We start from the raw sequence: 18,247 nt of genomic DNA on the forward strand, positions 1-18,247 counted from the left end.
AACACTTAGGGTAAGAATATGACCACTTTTTCTTAGTGTAGTTTTTGTATGTCTCTTGCTATTGTTCTCGTCGAACCCACTCGTCCTGCTAATGTAGGTGCTGCCGCTAGGGCTATAAAAACCATGGGGTTTGACCAACTCGTTTTAGTTAATTCACATCTTCATCTTGAGAAGGAAGCTCATTGGCTAGCCCACGGTGCCACTGATATCTTAGAGAACACCTTAGTTTTAGACTCGGTAGCTGAGGTTAAAAGTCAGTTCGATCAACTGATAGCTACTACGGCGAGAGAAAGAGGAATACAAAGGCATTACTTAACCCCTGAGGCTCTCAATGAGGCCTTATTAAGTCAAACGACTTCAGTTAATAACACAGCATTACTTTTCGGTAGAGAGTCCTGTGGATTGTCTAATAGTGAACTCGCACTCTGTGACTTGTATTCATATGTTCCCCTTATCAATGACTACCCCTCCCTTAATTTAGCTCAAGCTGTCATGGTTTATAGTTATGCTTTAAGTCAGGTCAATAATCGACTGAAGATAAAGCATATAGATGCTGGCCAAGGACAACTGCAAGCCTTAAAGCAGAGAACCAGTGACTTACTGCAAAAGCTCGAAGCTCAAGATGATACGAAACTGACTCAATGGCTGCTAGATGGTATTAGTTTACTCGGTGATAGAGACTGTAAGATGGCTCACCAATTACTCAACGACATACATCGCAAGCTCTAGTGAATACATTCCCCCCCGCGTCATAAACGGGTAAATTGCCGATAATATAATGTTCCGATATCTCATTGGACATTATATTAATGGTCAGCTACGCATTCTTAATGCGAATACCTCTCCTTTGTGTTCTAAATTGCTTATCTTTCACGCACATATCATATTTTCGGCTATATGAATTTGTTCTAACAAGTGATGACATATTGCCTATCATTTAATTGATGTAGATCAATTTTCAATCGTTTCAGCCATCAATAGAAAGATAAGCTTGCTCAGCCAGATTGGTCTTGTCTGCAATACAGACGTAACGAATAACCTGAACTGAGCGTACTAACACGATAGAGAAACAGGAGAGTGCTGATGAAGGGTAAGACTAAAGTCACCAGTGTATTGAATCAAATGCTGATATTAGAGTTAACTTCTATCAATCAATATTTTTTGCATGCCAGAATATACAAGAACTGGGGGCTAGAAGAACTCAATGAGCAAGAATATAAAAAATCAATTCTGGACATGAAACAAGCAGATGATTTAATTGAACGCATACTGTTTCTCGAAGCATTACCTAATTTACAGCAATTAAATAAATTAAGAATTGGTGAGCACACCGAAGAGATGATCCAATGCGATAAGGATTTGCAAGATGAGCAAATCCTGGCGCTACGAGAAGCTATCGCCCTGTGTGAAACCGAAGAAGATTACGTTAGCCGTGAATTGCTCGAAAAAATATTAGAAGGTGAAGAAGAACATCTAGATTGGATTGAGTCACAGCAATTCTTAATCGATGCTACAGGCATTGAAAACTATCAACAAACGATGATGGAGGATTAACATGAAAGGTGTTCAGAATGTTATTAATCACTTAAATAAACAGCTGACATTAGAGTTAACCTCGATGGATCAGTACTTAGCTCATTCCAAAATGTATGAAGATTGGGGGATAAATAAACTACACGAAAAGTTAGCCCATGAGTATGAAGAAGAGTTAGAACATGCCAGACGCTTAACTCAGCGGATTTTGTTTCTGGAAGGCACTCCAGATACCGCATCAAGGCAACCGATTAAAGTTGGTGACAACGTCAAACAGATGCTAGAAAACGATCTGGAAGCAGAGAGAACCGTAGCGGCTAGTTTAAGAGAAATCATAGGGATCTGCGAGACATCCCAGGATTATGTGAGTCGAGAAATTCTTGAAGATTTACTCGATGATACTGAGATGGATCATATCTACTGGTTAGAGCAACATCTCGGACTTATCGATAAGGTCGGACTTCAGAATTACATACAGTCACAAATGGGTAGCCAAGACGGTTAATCCCCTGCCCTAATGCATACAAAGAGCCTCTTACTAAGCATAAGTAAGAGACTCTTTGCTTATACCAAGTATTAAATCGGTTGCCTAGCCGGACTCAGTTTAAGCCCATCATCTAATGCATTAATGGTCTGATCAATATAACCAAATAGGATATCTTGTTCGGTCATTGAAAGTGATGAGCAAGCTATATCTCGATACATGTCTAGTGCAAGGATTTTATGGGACAAGAGGCAAGACACGTCTGAACGATCAACATTGAGGTAGTGCGCCAATAAACTACTTTGAGTTAACCGACTTATGTCTTGAATCGTAGACTTGAGGCGATGAGCATTGGAGAATCCGACAGCTTGGTGAGCATCATCTTTTTCGCTTATCGTATTAAAATATGTGGGTTGAGAACCATTTATTTGATGTGTACATGTCTGCATAACCACCTCGTTGATATAACGGTATTCCGTTGACAAGGTGATTATCTAATTTATTTACTGAACCATAGCTTAACCGTATGACGTATCAGACTTTAGGTTGATAAATAAGGGTTCACATTCAAAAAAGCCCACGCATTTGTGGGCTTCATAAACGATAATTTAAATTAATTTAAAACAGTGTAACCGCGATTTATCATACAATTTTTTACTACGGTTTGTTTCTCTGCTTCATGACTCGCTTCATTTTGTCTCTTAGATCGGTTTCGACCTAATGCCCCGCCAACGACACCAATAGCTGCGCCTGTTTTAGCACCATCAGTACCTGAGCCCCCAGAAATTGCGCCAGCTGCCGCCCCGAGTGCAGCCCCTTTCGCAGCCCCAGAGACCAAACCACCTTCTGTTTGCTTCTTTTGAGCCTGCTGGGACAGTTCAGTACATTCATGCATATCAAAGATATAGTCTTTTTCATCCACACCGGATTTGTCGATAATAACATTCGACGCCGAAGCCGACGTGTGTAACACGAGTAAACCCACCAACAAAAATGCTTTCTTCATCAGAACACCTAATTGTAATCATATTGTTAATACAGTACTACGATCTGTATAAGTCGTAAATAGCTGAGAGTATATGGGGGAATGACTGAATGAAAACTTAACGGCACGTTACATTGTTATGCTTAAGAAACAGATATGGGACTAGGCTAGGAATGTCACAAAATGTGGCTCACAGAGTCATGCATCGTATTCTAGTACCTTTTAATGCGTACTACTTTCATTACTTCTATCTCAAATCCTGCGACTTTTTCAGTTTCTGGATAATAGGTCATGTTAACCCTATTTCCCTTCAGGCATCTAAATTTTTTGGGGCGCTTAAATTTAAAAGGTGCATCACACCCTTCTATCATTACCGTGTGTTGTACCCACTCCTCTACTTCTCTTTGAGTATGAGATATGATTTTCACGCCTTCAGAGTGAACTAAGTTATCGTGAGTGTTAAGCATTTTATCAAGATTTGATTTCATTATGTTCCCCCAATTAAACAGTCATTAATAATAGCAATTGAAATTGAATTTCGCACTAAAGTTCATAACTTCTATTAGGGTGTAAAACCTAAGCTAAACTTACATAGAAGTGCAAGATCTTTTGGCACGTAAAGTACACATACTAACATATAATGACAGGTGATATATGCAGTCAATCTACCGTAAGTGCCTGCCGAGTATGCTAATATTATTCATTATCCCATTATTCTTTATTTCTTCGCAATCTATTTCACATGAAATACATAAACATCAAACCCTTAGAGTTCTGACTTGGGAAGGCTATGTTACTGACGCGGATGTGCTTGAGGTGAATAAACTGCTTGAGGAAAGCGGCTACCACTATAAAGTAGAAATTATATTGCCTTATGCCCAGGGCGCCGAACAGATGTTTGACCTCATTCGAGCAAAGCAATGTGATGTTGCATTCCTAACGCTTTTTTTCATTAAGATGCAAAAAGAGCGTACGGCCAAATTATTACAAGAGATTAATACCAATTCTCCACGACTTTCCAATTATAAGCATATCTACCCTAACCTGACTGGGCTTGAAATGGGAATGAACAGTTTAAATCAGCCTTTATACATTCCATGGGGAGGTGGTATTTATGGGTTTTACATCAACAAAGATAAAGTCCCAGATGATAAGATCCCAACTTCTATCAATGCTTTATGGGAAGACGAGTGGCATAGAAAATTCTCTCTGAATCAATCTCAACAATGGTACAACTTAGGCTTAGCCTTCATGAGTCAAGGGCTGTCACCTTTCTATATGTACGAAGCAATAGTAGAGGGTGACCGAAACAAGGTTAGAGAATTGTCTAAGCCAAATAGCATGCTACAACATAGATTATCTGAACTGTATTTATCGGCAGGAGGGTTTTGGAAAACGTCACCAGAGTTTAATAATAATTTGCTTATTATTAGCAGTTGGGGGCCTGAAATCCATGCAGAAAATGCCAAGGGGGCTAACTGGCAGCTAATCGATTTTGATGAGGGACACATGGCGTGGTTGGATACGATTAACTTTGTTAAGGGGCTGGAAGGTGAGAAACTCGAGGCCGCTGAAATATTCGCCAATTACTTTATAGGAAAACAAGTACAGAGTAGAGTTGCCAATGAGTTATCTATGGTTCCAGTTTCTAAGCTAGCGCCCATAAATCCATTATTAGGCGGCGCTCAAGAAATATTCAAAGAGAATATGTTTGTTCCACCCTATAATTACAGTTCATATGAACTCATGAAGAAAATGACCGATAAAGCAAGCTTAGCGGTCGAACACTCTAAAAAGAACCCATAAAAAATTACCCATATCTATCCCTAAGCCAACCATAGTGATAATAGCCCCACTGACCCAGTCTACGAATTCTTGCCATCGGAAAATTGGGTAAGGCTTGTTGGTACAAAGGCAAATTGGGCACTTGTCGTCCTGCAATTCCTTGTGCTAAGCGAAAGGCGGCTTGTGCACTGAATGAGACTCCTGAACCACAATACCCAAGGCTGTAGCCAACGCCTCCTTTGTGATACACATGGGGCATATCGTCAAGTGCTGCAGCAATCCAGCCAGTCCAGTTATAGGCAACAGATACCTTGTCCAAAGCAGGAAAGCATTGGTCTAATGCGTATTTTAATCTCATGCCATATTTAGGGTTTGCACCATCTTTACCATATATCGCTCCTCTACCACCAAATAACAATCGATTATCCGGTAGCAAACGGTAGTAATACTTTAAAATACGAGTGTCCATCGTGACTTGATGAGTGGCTAAGCCGGTGCGAACCAACTGCTCAGCAGTGAGAGGTTCAGTGACGATAATATTACTTAAGATAGGCAAAAACTTGTTGTCTATTCTAGCGTTGAACGTCTTAGGCGAATAGGCGTTACCGGCGGTGATGACCTGTTTAGCAACCACTTCACCACCTGGGGTGATTAACCTGTGTTTGCCCTCTTCTTCAATCCATTGGTTTACGCAAGTATTCTCATAAATACGCACTCCCAAGCGTTCAACCATCTGCTTATAGCCTAGTAGCAACTTTAAAGGGTTAATGCCAAAACCATCCTCTAAACGCAATGCGCCGTAAGCTTGATTATTTACCATATATTTATCCGACAACTGATCGACGGTGATTATTTCAGCCTTACCTCCCAGCTGCTCTTCGATAAATAAGGCAGATTGCTTTAATTGGTTCAAAGCCTTTGGAGTGTGAGCAACTTTTAAATACCCCTTCTCTTGAGGCTCGCAATCAATATTGTGCTCACCGATAAGCTCACTGACCCTGGCAACGGCTTGCGTGTATTCGTTATATATCCCCTGAGCAGTATGTAGATCCCATCGCTTCGCCATGTGGCCATAACCAAGACGACCAGAGCCTTTGAGAACAAAACCAGCATTTCTACCACTGGCACCAAAACCAATCTGATTAGCCTCTAATACCGTCGCGTGAATATCGAACTCACTAGCTAAATAATAGGCAGTTAATAACCCAGTGTAACCTCCCCCTATGATTGCGACATCAGTTTGTGTGTTCCCTTTCAGCGCAGTATTAACCTTGGGCTGTTCAATCAGTGTATTGGCCCAATAAGAGTTTGGCCAACTAAGGCCTTCGGGAGTCTCTGCGACAAGGGGATCAAATTGAGAGTGGCACGCTTGATTCGGCGTCATAGTAGAACCTAAAGGTAATCATGTTAAACACACAGGTAAATAGAAGGAAACGACAGCTAAATAATTGTCATATACTTTTATAGATAAAGTTAATCAATCATTTGAAAATAAGTAACATTTCACAGGCTGTGCAATGGCAGTCTGCACCACAAATAACACAGATATAATCAGGATGCTCTAGGGTGTCATTCCAACGTTCAGCGTGCTCTTTAATTAACATACCGCCCGCTTTCGTAAAGTACTTCACTGCAGAATTATTGGGACTTTGCTTCCAAAGATGGCTTACCCCGGCTTTTGCACCTTGATGTTTAGTCGCAGCAATAGAGGCCCTTAGTAACTTACCTCCGATCCCCATTCCCCTGAAACTTTCTTCGACGGTATTACACTTAAAATAACAAACATGTGCTAAATCTATCCCCCATGCATCTGGTGTGCACCATTTATCTGTCTGCCAGTTACCAGGGGCAAAAGTCAGTCGAAACCCAACCAGTTTACCCTCTTGATGTGCTACAAAGTTAGCGTTGATATCATCTTTAAAGCCTTTTAAATATAGGGCCTCCAAAGATGAATGGTCTAAATAACCAGCGCCATGCACATGGTTACCTAATCGGATCACATCATCGAAATGTTCTGGGCTTAAAGTCTGGATCATAGCTCTCTCCTGGAATTCATAAAGGATAAGCTAAACAAAAAATTGGGATAAGTACATAGTGAAGCAAAAATCTCAGTTTTATACAGGCTTTATCAAATCACTATTTCCCTGTAACGTACTGGCCAGTATAAAAAGAAGATGGGGAAATCTTTCAAATGAAAAAGACATTATTATCCATAGCGCTATTAGCAGCGTTAGCGGCTTGTTCTCATGAAGTAGAAATGAGTCATAGCCAGCCAGGTTCATCTGCAGCTATCAATGAAAATTCGTCGATAAAAGCCAAAGAAACCTATCAAGCCATGCTAGATCAATTCGTATCAATAGATATGCAGGCTGATCTTTCTAACTTAAGCATCCTTGATAAACAAGTTCTTCGAAAGCTCATTGCTGTGGCTGATATTCTTGATGCTGTTTATTTACGCCAAACCTTTGAGGCTAATGCGGAAATTAGATCGAGTATTGAACAAGCTAAATTACCCAATACAGAGCAATTACTTTCCCTCTACGATCTACACTATGGACCATGGGATACATTAAACGCAGACCAAGCATTCTTTGGTGATATCCCTCGACCAGATGGCGCTGGTGTGTATCCGGTAGATATGACTAAAGAAGAGTTCAATCAATGGATAGTTGACCATCCAGAAGATGAGGCAGCCTTTAAAAGCGGCTATACCGTGATTAAACGCCAGGGAGACAGACTCATTGCAGTGCCTTATAGTCAAATGTATGCCAAAGAGATGAAGCAAGCAGCACGACTCATGCGTGAAGCTTCCGAGTTAACTCAAGATAAAAGCTTAAAGACATTCCTATCCAAACGAGCCGACGCTTTTTTGAATGATGAGTACCGTGATTCAGAAATGGCGTGGATGGATCTCGACGGTAGCTTAGAAGTTGCGATTGGGCCTTATGAAACTTATACCGATAAATTGTTCGGCTATAAAACATTTTTTGAAGCCTTTATTACCGTACGAAACCCAGAAGACAGCGCTAAATTAGACATTTACAAGAAATACCTCAAAGAGATGGAGTTGAATTTACCCATTCCAGAGCAGCATAAGAATTTACAACGAGGTTCAGAGTCTCCTATTTCAGTCGTCGATCAAGTTGCTGGAGGCGGTGACAATAAGCCAGCAGTACAAACTACCGCATTCAATTTACCCAATGATGAATATGTACGAGAAGTCAAAGGCAGTAAAAAAGTGATGCTTAAGAATGTTCTCAACGCTAAGTACAATGCTGTCATGAAGCCTATCTCTGAGCTTATTATTGCTCAAGATCAACAAGCACTTTTAATGGAAAGTTACTTTTTTAACGAAACACTTTTTCATGAGTTATCCCATGGATTAGGACCTGGAACGATTATTAAAGACGGTAAAACAACCACCGTTGCAGAACAGCTGCAAGAAACTTACTCAAAAATTGAAGAAGGTAAAGCAGATGTTATGGGGGCATACAACATGCTCTTCTTAATGGAGAAAGGTCAATTGCCACTGGCTGAAAAGAACAACATGTTAGTGACATATTTTGCCGGGTTATTTCGTTCTATGCGATTTGGTGTTCATGAAGCGCACGGTGCAGGTGCCGCTTTTCAATATAATTACTTCAAAGAAAAACAAGCGTTTAGCTTCGATTCCACGACACAAAGATATACTGTTGATTTCGACAAAATGACCCTGTCTATTACAGAGCTGGTCAATGAGGTGTGTATGATCCAAGCGCTTGGGGATTATCAAGCGTCAAAAGATTTCCTCAACAAGTATGCCGTAATGGCAAAAGAAGTCGCTGACTTAAATATCAAGATGGCGTTTATTCCTACCGATATTAGACCCAATTACCCAAAGATCTAGTGATACCATTTCCATTAATCACTCCCCCTTTAATCATCAATGGTTGAGGGGGGTTTATGTTATACCAGTTCCATTAAATAAGTGATCATTCATCGGGAGTTAAAAATGCTGTAAGCAAGTAAGGGGATTGAAGCTAATAGTTATTCTACATCGAAAGCCACTTGCGAAGCATAAAGTGTTTTTAAACCCGCACTACGTGAGCTTCTCAGGACTTCCACTTCAGCGTTGCATTGCCTTAAAAGGGAATAACCATTTCCTCAGCAATGCGTCTTGAATTAAAAGCCCTGAGAAAGCTCTGAATAGATCATATATTTAATGGAATTGGTATTATTAACAGGATATGAAATCGAGTGAAACCATTGGAGCATTTGTTAACTAGAGGTTATCATTCCTAGCATATAGTTGAATATAAAGGATTAGATTATCAATGGAACAGCTGCCACAAAAAGATACTGGCACACGCTATAGAAAAGCCATCAATGCGCCAAGAAAGTTGTTTGTCATCGCCTATGAACTCTTCAGCAAAATTATCAGTTCAATTGGTGGCGTACTTTCAAGACTCACTTCTGCTCAGAAGCTTTATTTGGTTGCACTCACTTTACTCGGAGTTTCAGATAACTTAGGCCTGGTAGCCATCATTACCATATTTGCTTTAGTGTTGGAGTTTTGGCCTCTATTTGAACGAATATGGCATACCTTGTCAGGCAAAGCGGTATTGCTACTCTTTTATGCCGTTATTGCTAATTTTGCCATTGCCGGTGCTGCATCAGTGGTAAACGAAGTCGTCGGCGTTGCAACAACCCATTTCTCTTATACTCATAATTTCGCGATTTTACTCTACCTGCCTGCTTGGATTATCGCCATGACGGCACTGGCTATTTTGTTATTGCAAGTGGCCGTCCCGTTTTACTTAGCAGGCCTGCTACTTTTAAAACCATTCGGAGTCAAAGGATTAAGGCTGATTAATCATAATTACTTTCGGTTTACGACTATGATTATCCGTTTTATTCTCTCAAGTGTCGTCCTATATCATCTCGTGTTGATTGCTAGTTTAGATGATGAATTATCCACTGATCTTAATGACCCTGACGGCATCGTTAATCAGGAGCTTAATGAAGCAGATAAAGCTGAGTTAGCTCGAGAGCTGAAAAATATAAATCGTGATCTCGAGACTAACCAGCAAGATGATGAAGTCACCTTAGGTTTGTCTTTCGCTACGGACGAAAGTAAGAAGCTACAAGAGGAGTTTTATAAAGATGTACGGTCTAACTATGAAAATAAAGTAAGGACATTTATCGCCCAGTTTGCCTATCATCTCGAGTCTGATAGCCGCTCACGTTGCGCGATAACTGAAGGAGCCAATATCGTCGAACTCAATGATTATGAAATTGTAGAGATAAGAAAAGATAAGTCCGCAGAATACGGTTTTACTTTCGAGGTTAAAAAGTGTGTATCCCCTGCTTTTCCAGCTATTGTATCGAAAACATAATCAGCAAATTAACTCATACTTGCCGGTAAAAAACGTTAACAGTCTGACTGTTAACGTTTTTATGAATTATGCATGCTCGATCCCTACCAAGGGATCTCTTGCCCCTTATAGTCGAAAAACATGCCAGTTTGCGTCATATCTAAATGGTCTAAAACTGTTTTCAACCCGGTGACTGATTCGTCAACGTCAATCAATCCATTGGGACCACCCATCTCGGTTCTGACCCAACCAGGGTGAAGCGCGATAACACTTATTTCATCTTCAAATAGATCAACCGCTAAACTTTTTACCACAGAATTTACAGCGGCCTTAGACGAACGGTATAGATAAGCACCGCCACTGCTGTTATCAGTCATGCTGCCCATCTTTGATGACAGTACCGCAAAACACGATGATTTAGCACGTTTTAAGTGTGGCCTGAAAGCCTCTAACAATTTCAATGGCGCGATTGAATTAATTTCAAACACTTTACGCCACTCATCAACGGGTGTACTTCCAAGCATGCCACCTTTTGGACCATAATAGCCCGCATTATTGATCAACAGATCGATAGGCTCTTCTGTCAGGTTCGCAGCCAACAGTTCAACCGACTCATAATCTGTGACATCGAGTTGAAAGATAGATAAAGCGTCAAATTGCTGGAGCAAATCAGTTAACTCTTGTGCCTGTTCTGGTTCTCTACAACATGCGGTCACGATCCAACCATCATTGAGATATTGCTTAACCATGGTGAGACCAAGTCCACGATTCGCGCCGGTGATAAACAGATGTTTAGCCATTAATGTTCAACCTTAAACTTACGTCGTTATTTTTGAAAGGAACTCATCTATCATCACAGATAATTGTTCATGAAAGTGCTCTTCAAAATCATCGAGATCACAGTCAAAATGGGCAAGGTACTGAGCAGCCTTGTCATGATTTAACTGTTTTTTATTAACAGAATATTGCATTTCGGCCAATGATTTATCGTAACGCGGGAGCGGTAGCCAAATAATAAAATTACCATCGACTCGTTTCAACTCTTGATTAGCAAAGCGGCAGAAATCCTCGATATGATCTAAGCCCTTAGGTCCTAAACAGCCAGGTTCTATTCTGCATAATACTGTGATCTTTTTTTCTTTCGGTAATTCAACGGATTTGGGCATAACCTTTACCATATTTATTTCTTCTAATAATTATAACGCCTTTGATTTAAAACGTTACCATATTGGTCGTAAGCAGATATTTTAGCTGATATAAACTTAAAATTCAGATGGATAAATCGTACCGCTATATCACTTTTTATCTACTAAATTATTCAAGTAAGTTTAACACTGGAATCGAACCAATATAGCGTGTATACAATATACCAACAAAAATAAAAGAGTGCTCACATGCTCACAATTATCAAAAAATCATTGGTTGCTCAACTCACTCTAGGCCTATCAGTTGCCTTGCTTGTTATCACGGTTATTAACGGCATCGTTAATATTCAACGAGTAACAGAAACTACACAAGATTTTTACCAAAGGGAAGTGACTCTAGCGCTAGAACGGGTAGAAACACAACTCAGTGGTATTTTAATCACAAAAAAATTGCAATCTGATATGCTTTTCATGAATCCAACCACACTCGATGCCATCGAAAGTTTGCAGGTAAGAGCAGAGAGTTATGATGATAATCAAGCCGTGGTAACACTATTGAATTTTATTAAACAAGTTGCAGATCAAGACCCTTTAATCGTGACCCCTTATTTTTCTTCAGCTATTACCCATGAATATTTCGACAAGTTTGGCCGTTATATTGAAAATGATTATAACGTTTCTCAGCGTCCTTGGTGGCAAGACCTTTTAAAACAAAACAAACTATACATTGAAGATCCTCAACGAGACTTGTCTGGCCGTCTCGATTTGGCGATGCGTCAGCCATTGTATCGAGACGGTATACTCATTGGCAGTGTCGGCATGGACATTCAGATGACTGAATTTACAGAAGAACTGATGAAAATAGCAAAAATCAATGGCCTTGGAGAGTCATTTTTAATGACAGATAAAGGCACCGCAGTGGCGTTTCCTGAAATGGAAAAATTTACAGGCAGTAAGCTAACTATTTCAGATGTTGATCGCCATTATACCGGTGCGAAAGGATTTACTCAGCTTCAAAATACAATGATGGAGCATACCGTCGACGGAGTGAAGGTCATCTGGCAAGGCGAGCAATATCTCGTTTACAGTCAGTCTATTCGCTTACTGTCACCCTATTTAGACTGGCAAGTGGCCATCATGTTGCCCGAAAGTGCCATTACCACCCCTGTGAAAGCTGCTCAAATGGAAGAAGGACTTAGAGCATTCACTATTCTTGTTATTATGATCCTTGTGATTGCTTTCTATAGCAGATGGCAACTAGCACCATTAAAGGAATTATTGGCCGGCCTGGAAAGTATTGCATCAGGTGATGCAGATCTCTCGAGACGGATCACCCTCAACAGACAAGATGAACTTGGCGCCTTAGCGAAAGCATTCAATGATTTTGTTAATCAACTGCAAGGTATCATTACAGCGACCAGAGGGACTGCAAATGATCTCGAAACCGAAAGCGTAAGTGCTTATGCCGCAATCGACCTTTCAAAATCATTTATCAGTAGCCAAAAACAAGCAATAGAAACTGTAGTTGCCGCAGCCACAGAAATGGCCCAAACCTCTGAGCATGTTGCAAATAGAGCGGATTCAGTCCATCAACTGGCCAAAGATGTCGGTGTAAACGTCGATGAAGGAGTCCTTGTCGTCAACCAATCAGTGCTCGGCATCGAAGACCTCTCCGACAGAATATGCCAGGCTGCACATGTCGTGAAAGGCCTAGAAAAAGAAGCAATGAACATCTCTGAGGTGCTCGAAGTGATAAGAACCATTGCCGAACAAACGAACTTACTGGCACTAAATGCTGCCATTGAAGCTGCCAGAGCGGGTGAGCAAGGTCGTGGATTTGCAGTGGTGGCCGATGAAGTACGTTCTTTAGCATCAAAAACGCAAGACTCAACGTCGCATATTCAAGACATTATTAATAAATTACAAACCAGTGCATCACAAGCCGCAATGGTAATGAACACCAGTCAAGAAGAAGCGATAAACTGTAAGCAACATAGTAGAGACATAACCCGAGTATTTGAACAGATCTCCCTCGTACTCAATCAATTTCAATCGCAAACAAATGAGATCGCTAGCGCAATTACACAGCAAAGCGTTACAGCACAGCAAGTCAGTATAAACATCACAGACATTAGTGAGAAAGCGGAGCAAAGTGTAGTTCAAATTCATAAAGTTAATCTATCAATCAGCAACACTGGTGAGCAGGCGAAAAAATTAAATACACAGATTTCAAAGTTTACAGTTTAAATGTAAGCTGAATATGCATGCTTGATTTGCGTTTAAGAATGGCGCCAAATACACTTTTGTTGCGCCATCAATCTATCCAAGGTACACGTTCTAGGTTATCATCGTTGAAAATAACTTAGTGGTATGAGCTTGAATACAGAGCAATTTCTTTTGCATGCGTTAAATGCGACACACGTTTCGCCAATAGAAACAATACAAGAACTGTGGAGCGGTTACGGCAAAATTGAACGTTACCACGTTGAAGGCGACACAAGTCCTAGTCGCGTCATAGTCAAATCTATCAGGCCTCCTGAAGCTGTTGAACAAATAGCCCATCCAAGAGGCTGGAATACGTCAGCCTCTCATCAAAGGAAGTTATTCTCCTATCAGGTGGAATCAAACTGGTATCAATATTGGAACTCATCTTGTGATACTAGTGTTCGGGTCCCCGAATGTTACGGAGTCATGTGCGGAACTGATATTTTTATCGCTAAAAAAGATGAACTCACAGAACAGCTCAACAATGATCAGCATTCAGTGCCCTTCCCCCAGAATGAAGCAAGTTACATTAACAAGCAGGATCACAACGAGCAAAACAGCACTATTCTAATGAGCGATCTTGACAGTCAAGGGTTTGCAAAACGCCATCAGAGTCTTTCATTGACACAAGCGCGCATATGTATTCAATGGCTTGCAAATTTTCACGCTACCTTTATGCAAGATTCTCCTGACAGTGATTGGCCAAAAGGCCTATGGCCTGTAGGAAGTTATTGGCACCTAAATACCCGTGAAGATGAATATCAAAATATGCCTGAGTCAGCATTAAAACAAGCGGCTCACCATTTAGATCACTTACTCAATCACACACGTTTTAAAACCATCATTCACGGTGATGCTAAGGTAGCCAATTTTTGCTTCAGTGAGGATGACACTGATGTAGCGGCTGTCGATTTTCAATATGTGGGTGCTGGCTGTGGTATGAGAGATTTGGTTTATTTTATCGGCAGTTGTTTATCAGACGTTGAATGTGAACAACATCATCAACAGCTAACTAAATACTACTTTTCAGAACTTACCACAGCTTTATTGTCAAAAAAAATCAACATAAACCCAATTGAAGTTGAACGAGAATGGACAGGCTTATTTGTTATAGCATGGGCTGACTTTCAACGTTTCATACTAGGTTGGTCCCCTAATCATCATAAAAATAATCAATTCAGTCGATGGGTAACCAAACAAGCAATATCAGATTTAAAATAAGTCTTTAGCTCTATCAGCATTGAATCAGTAGGCATATTCCCCCTCTCTATAATGCTCCTACGGTTAATCAAAAAAACTGGATGAATAAAGGGATACAGGCTGATTTGAGTTGTTTTTTTGTCGTCAAATAATATCAATTTTAGTTATTCTCAACTAAACTTTGTTACAAGAGAGCTAAAGGATAAACGTAAAACGGCATTACGCCACACGTGTCATCGGACACTCAAATTACGATATCATGGCTCTCTTGCTAATCGATTGTTTTCTTTAACGTACAATAAACTTCAGACTTAAAATCCACAACAAATTCTTCGGTGAAGTTCACTCAATTTGTGATATAAACACTTTATACCATTTTTAACAGTGACTGCTTTTATGATGAATAAATTCATTATCTTATTCTTTGCTCTTTTTTCCGGTCAAACACTGTCTGCTGATATTGTTTTTATACATAGCTATCATACTGAATATCCATGGGTAAAAGAGTACAGAGATGGATTTTTATCAAGTGTAGATTTACATAGTTTACGTGAATATGAGATGGACACTAAACGTCAACCTATCAAAAAACATGTTGAAATAGCTAATGAAGCTTGGAGGGTTATTGAGCAAGAATCCCCTAAACTTATCCTTCTCGCCGACGACAATGCATTAAGATTACTCGGCCCACGTATTGAGCAGCAACAGATCCCTTTAGTTTTTCTAGGAATAAATGCTAACCCAAGGCACTACATAAAACTTAATAAAAACATCAGTGGTACCTTAGAGCGTCCGTTACTCAAACGCTCGGTGATGATGTTAAAAAGCATTATGCCAGGGATCAGTAGAATAAAAGTTCTGATGGATGCTAACCCGACCTCTTTCGCGATATTAGAAACCTCGTTCGATGATAAGTTTAATCAACAAATTGCAGCCACTGCAGTTGACACAAAGTTGAAGCGAACTTTTGCAGAGTGGAAGACCTCGATAAAAAAATCAAAACAGCAAGGGTATGATGCAATTATTGTCGCTAACTATGCCGCCTTAACCGATGAACAAGGTAACAATGTGAGTTTAGATGAAGTCAGTGAATGGACAAGTGAACATAGTCCGGTCCCTATGTTCGCATTTTGGGGCTATTCAATTGGAAAAGGAAAAGCCATTGGAGGATTAACGATCAGTGGAACACAGCAAGGGATAGAAGCTGCAAAAAAGGTTAATCATTTTTTTAAAACCGGAAAACTTCCAGCAATTTCCACACCAGCAAGAGGAACGTTTGTTTTTAGTGAGCATGAACTTAAACGCTGGGCTATAGAGCTGCCAAAACAAATTGAGAATAAGAGTACGTTATTACTCTAGTGCGTGCTAATTAAAATTATTTTCTATTCCTGTTCAATATCTTTCTGCATCTCAGCTTCAGACAATAGATTATCGATAGCTTGATCGAAACTGTCTAAACTATTCCTTTGCATATAATCTTTTAACTTACCGATAAGATCTTTGCTTAGCTCTATATGGGATTTCTTTTGACGCTTCTTAATTTGCGATAATTCTTTGCGCACCATTCGCCAACCAAAATCACTGAAGTAATTATTTAATTTATTATTCAATTCTATTAATGATTGTTCGACCGCTGTGCCTTTTTTTCTATTTGTTGTTACCACCTGTAAGCAATCTACTAATGAAATATATTGAGAATTTTGTTTTTCATCTGCAGCAACGACTTGTGTTGCAAACCATTCCTTTCTTACGTCAATTTCTGCTGGGTGAATTAATCTAAAAATGAGTGGCAGAGAAATTGTCAGCTCACTAATTTCAAGCAGTAATAATTTCCTACCTGCTTTTGGTGAGTCACCGTGATAGTTCCAAGCTTGTTTGTTACTCATCAACTTCCTCATAATTTAAAGACTAGATATTTTCACCTAGCACCTAGCACCTAGCACCTAGCACCTAGCACCTAGCACCTAGCACGAGTATAAGCATCTCTTCATGAACCAATAGTATGGTTGAACCATTATTATCTAGTAGTTTAATCAAAAGTTAAAGTACTAATTACTAGAAGAAATATTTTATGACACGCCATTACTATGGTTGAACCATTCTTTATTTATTGGGCATGTCTGTACTCATCAGCAGTAAAAATAAAATTTGTATAGTGTGAATACTAGACAAAACCAAGCATTAAATATGACCGGTCACACCCAGCCGTTCAACAAATAACCACATTGGGATGTTTGCGTCTAATATTTATTCAGTTAATGAACCTACCAGTGATAATGACGATTATCACTGGTAGAGAACAGTCTCTAACGATATAATTTAAAACCCTATCTGTGAGTCATTAGGGATAACTTTTATTATTAAGGTCTTTAAAGCATGTCTGGCGTAGCGAATAAACGGGTTAGCAATACAGCTTTAATTGATGTCCACCAGCAAAAAATAGCAAACGGTGAATCATTCTTCGAGGAGCAATCGCTACCGATCTCGATACTCGATGACTTTAAAAGTGCAGCCAGCGAGACTGAGTATGAAATATCCGCCAACACTCGACGAGTCTATCTGTCTAGTTTTAGAATATTTGGTGAATATTGTCAGCAACATAAATTAAATACATTACCTGCCGACCCTCGATCTGTGATCGCTTTTATTGGTCAGCAGAAGGAAATAATTAACCCAAAGTCTGGTGCACGATTATCGAAACAGACCTTAACTACTCGTCTCGCGGCAATTCGCTTTTACCATATTCAGGCAGGATTTCACTCACCTACCGAACACCCCTTAGTGTTAAGAGTCATGCGTGGCCTCAGTAGAAATAAACATAGAGTGACATCGGACTATGATCAGCAGCCTATTATGTATGATGAGCTGGAACTGTTATTGCAAACTATTGATAAGCAATCGCAAGCTCTCACTAAGGCTAGAGATAAAGCCATTATTCAATTGGGTTTTCAAGGGGGATTCAGACGATCAGAGCTAGCAGAGATAAGGGTTAATCACGTAAACTTTCTGCGCAATAAACTAAAAGTGAGATTAGCGTTTTCTAAGAGTAATCAGCAAGGTCATAAGGAATGGAAAGATCTGCCTGAGTCTGAAGAATTTTCGGCGCTAAGTTCTGTCAAACACTGGTTAGAGATCTCGAAAATTACACAAGGTCATTTATTCCGTTCTTTATCTCGAGATGGTCAACAACTTCGCCCCTATCAACTCGCCAGTCATAGTCATGCCGATAATGGTGAGACTAATAATAATAGCGGTTTTCTTAGAGGTGATGATATTTATCAAATCATCAAAAAGTATTGTGAGAAAGCAGGATTAAGTTCAGAATTTTATGGTGCGCACAGTTTACGCAGTGGTTGCGTCACCCAACTGCATGAAAATGACAAAGACCATCTTTATATCATGGCACGTACCGGCCATACCGATCCCCGCTCACTACGACATTACCTAAAACCAAAAGATTAACTCAGTATAAGTATAAGAGTGAATGGTAAAACAA

General features: G+C 39.9%; 18 protein-coding genes. 10 read left to right on the plus strand and 8 right to left on the minus strand.

Annotation, left to right across the window (positions count from 1 at the left end; all coding sequences use genetic code 11):
- Positions 1 to 48: 48 nt before the first annotated feature.
- The 3 genes from FM038_RS12085 to bfr (FM038_RS12095) all read left to right on the plus strand — a co-directional run bounded on the left by FM038_RS12085 (position 49) and on the right by bfr (FM038_RS12095) (position 2,038).
- Positions 49 to 729 (plus strand): tRNA/rRNA methyltransferase, encoded by a 681-nt coding sequence (locus tag FM038_RS12085; protein WP_142874936.1) that lies wholly within the window; start codon positions 49 to 51, stop codon positions 727 to 729.
- A gap of 354 nt (positions 730 to 1,083) precedes the next feature.
- Entirely contained in the window at positions 1,084 to 1,554 is a 471-nt protein-coding gene (gene bfr, locus FM038_RS12090; RefSeq protein ID WP_142874937.1) for a bacterioferritin, read from the plus strand.
- Position 1,555: 1 nt separating this feature from the next.
- Positions 1,556 to 2,038 (plus strand): bacterioferritin, encoded by a 483-nt coding sequence (bfr, locus tag FM038_RS12095; protein WP_142874938.1) that lies wholly within the window; start codon positions 1,556 to 1,558, stop codon positions 2,036 to 2,038.
- A 71-nt stretch (positions 2,039 to 2,109) separates the two neighbouring features.
- On the opposite strand, the gene FM038_RS12100 is transcribed toward bfr (FM038_RS12095), so the two are convergent.
- From FM038_RS12100 to FM038_RS12110, 3 genes are all read right to left on the minus strand, one after another.
- Positions 2,110 to 2,466, minus strand: coding sequence for a hypothetical protein (locus FM038_RS12100; RefSeq protein ID WP_142874939.1), 357 nt, complete (start codon positions 2,464 to 2,466; stop codon positions 2,110 to 2,112).
- Positions 2,467 to 2,630: 164 nt separating this feature from the next.
- On the minus strand, positions 2,631 to 3,023 hold the full coding sequence (locus tag FM038_RS12105) for a glycine zipper family protein (protein WP_142874940.1): 393 nt from the start codon (positions 3,021 to 3,023) through the stop codon (positions 2,631 to 2,633).
- 191 nt (positions 3,024 to 3,214) lie between these two features.
- Positions 3,215 to 3,490, minus strand: a complete 276-nt coding sequence (locus FM038_RS12110) for a hypothetical protein (RefSeq protein ID WP_142874941.1) — start codon at positions 3,488 to 3,490, stop codon at positions 3,215 to 3,217.
- A gap of 166 nt (positions 3,491 to 3,656) precedes the next feature.
- Here FM038_RS12110 and FM038_RS12115 point away from each other — a divergent pair, with 166 nt between their 5' ends.
- Positions 3,657 to 4,808, plus strand: coding sequence for an ABC transporter substrate-binding protein (locus FM038_RS12115; RefSeq protein ID WP_142874942.1), 1,152 nt, complete (start codon positions 3,657 to 3,659; stop codon positions 4,806 to 4,808).
- 4 nt (positions 4,809 to 4,812) lie between these two features.
- Here the strand turns inward: FM038_RS12115 and FM038_RS12120 are convergent, their stop codons facing one another.
- Together FM038_RS12120 and FM038_RS12125 are read right to left on the minus strand one after the other, a co-directional pair.
- Positions 4,813 to 6,171, minus strand: coding sequence for an NAD(P)/FAD-dependent oxidoreductase (locus tag FM038_RS12120; RefSeq protein ID WP_142874943.1), 1,359 nt, complete (start codon positions 6,169 to 6,171; stop codon positions 4,813 to 4,815).
- Positions 6,172 to 6,268: 97 nt separating this feature from the next.
- Positions 6,269 to 6,823 (minus strand): GNAT family N-acetyltransferase, encoded by a 555-nt coding sequence (locus tag FM038_RS12125; RefSeq protein WP_142874944.1) that lies wholly within the window; start codon positions 6,821 to 6,823, stop codon positions 6,269 to 6,271.
- Between the two features lie 155 nt (positions 6,824 to 6,978).
- Between FM038_RS12125 and FM038_RS12130 the strand changes: the two genes are divergently transcribed.
- Both FM038_RS12130 and FM038_RS12135 read left to right on the plus strand, forming a co-directional pair.
- The gene (locus FM038_RS12130) at positions 6,979 to 8,673 is read left to right on the plus strand and encodes a dipeptidyl-peptidase 3 family protein (RefSeq protein ID WP_142874945.1); all 1,695 of its coding nucleotides are present in this window, start codon (positions 6,979 to 6,981) and stop codon (positions 8,671 to 8,673) included.
- Between the two features lie 427 nt (positions 8,674 to 9,100).
- Positions 9,101 to 10,162 (plus strand): hypothetical protein, encoded by a 1,062-nt coding sequence (locus tag FM038_RS12135; RefSeq protein WP_142874946.1) that lies wholly within the window; start codon positions 9,101 to 9,103, stop codon positions 10,160 to 10,162.
- Between the two features lie 83 nt (positions 10,163 to 10,245).
- Here the strand turns inward: FM038_RS12135 and FM038_RS12140 are convergent, their stop codons facing one another.
- Positions 10,246 to 10,941: an SDR family oxidoreductase gene (locus FM038_RS12140; RefSeq protein ID WP_142874947.1), complete on the minus strand. Its 696-nt coding sequence runs from the start codon at positions 10,939 to 10,941 to the stop codon at positions 10,246 to 10,248.
- Between the two features lie 18 nt (positions 10,942 to 10,959).
- A complete protein-coding gene (locus FM038_RS12145; RefSeq protein WP_142874948.1) occupies positions 10,960 to 11,307 on the minus strand; it encodes a hypothetical protein in 348 nt (115 codons plus the stop codon).
- 228 nt (positions 11,308 to 11,535) lie between these two features.
- Here FM038_RS12145 and FM038_RS12150 point away from each other — a divergent pair, with 228 nt between their 5' ends.
- The 3 genes from FM038_RS12150 (at position 11,536) to FM038_RS12160 (ending at position 16,110) form a co-directional block, all read left to right on the plus strand.
- Positions 11,536 to 13,533: a methyl-accepting chemotaxis protein gene (locus FM038_RS12150; protein WP_195873269.1), complete on the plus strand. Its 1,998-nt coding sequence runs from the start codon at positions 11,536 to 11,538 to the stop codon at positions 13,531 to 13,533.
- Between the two features lie 123 nt (positions 13,534 to 13,656).
- Positions 13,657 to 14,772 (plus strand): phosphotransferase, encoded by a 1,116-nt coding sequence (locus tag FM038_RS12155; protein WP_195873270.1) that lies wholly within the window; start codon positions 13,657 to 13,659, stop codon positions 14,770 to 14,772.
- A 375-nt stretch (positions 14,773 to 15,147) separates the two neighbouring features.
- Complete coding sequence (locus FM038_RS12160; protein ID WP_185965877.1) at positions 15,148 to 16,110, plus strand: ABC transporter substrate-binding protein; 963 nt, start codon at positions 15,148 to 15,150, stop codon at positions 16,108 to 16,110.
- 23 nt (positions 16,111 to 16,133) lie between these two features.
- Here FM038_RS12160 and FM038_RS12165 read toward each other — a convergent pair whose 3' ends face one another.
- Entirely contained in the window at positions 16,134 to 16,637 is a 504-nt protein-coding gene (locus FM038_RS12165) for a hypothetical protein (protein ID WP_142874952.1), read from the minus strand.
- Positions 16,638 to 17,127: 490 nt separating this feature from the next.
- On the opposite strand from FM038_RS12165, the gene FM038_RS12170 reads away from it, so the two are divergent.
- Positions 17,128 to 18,213: a tyrosine-type recombinase/integrase gene (locus tag FM038_RS12170; protein WP_142874953.1), complete on the plus strand. Its 1,086-nt coding sequence runs from the start codon at positions 17,128 to 17,130 to the stop codon at positions 18,211 to 18,213.
- Positions 18,214 to 18,247: the final 34 nt, after the last annotated feature.

It is taken from the genome of Shewanella eurypsychrophilus (assembly GCF_007004545.3).
Taxonomy (GTDB): domain Bacteria; phylum Pseudomonadota; class Gammaproteobacteria; order Enterobacterales; family Shewanellaceae; genus Shewanella; species Shewanella eurypsychrophilus.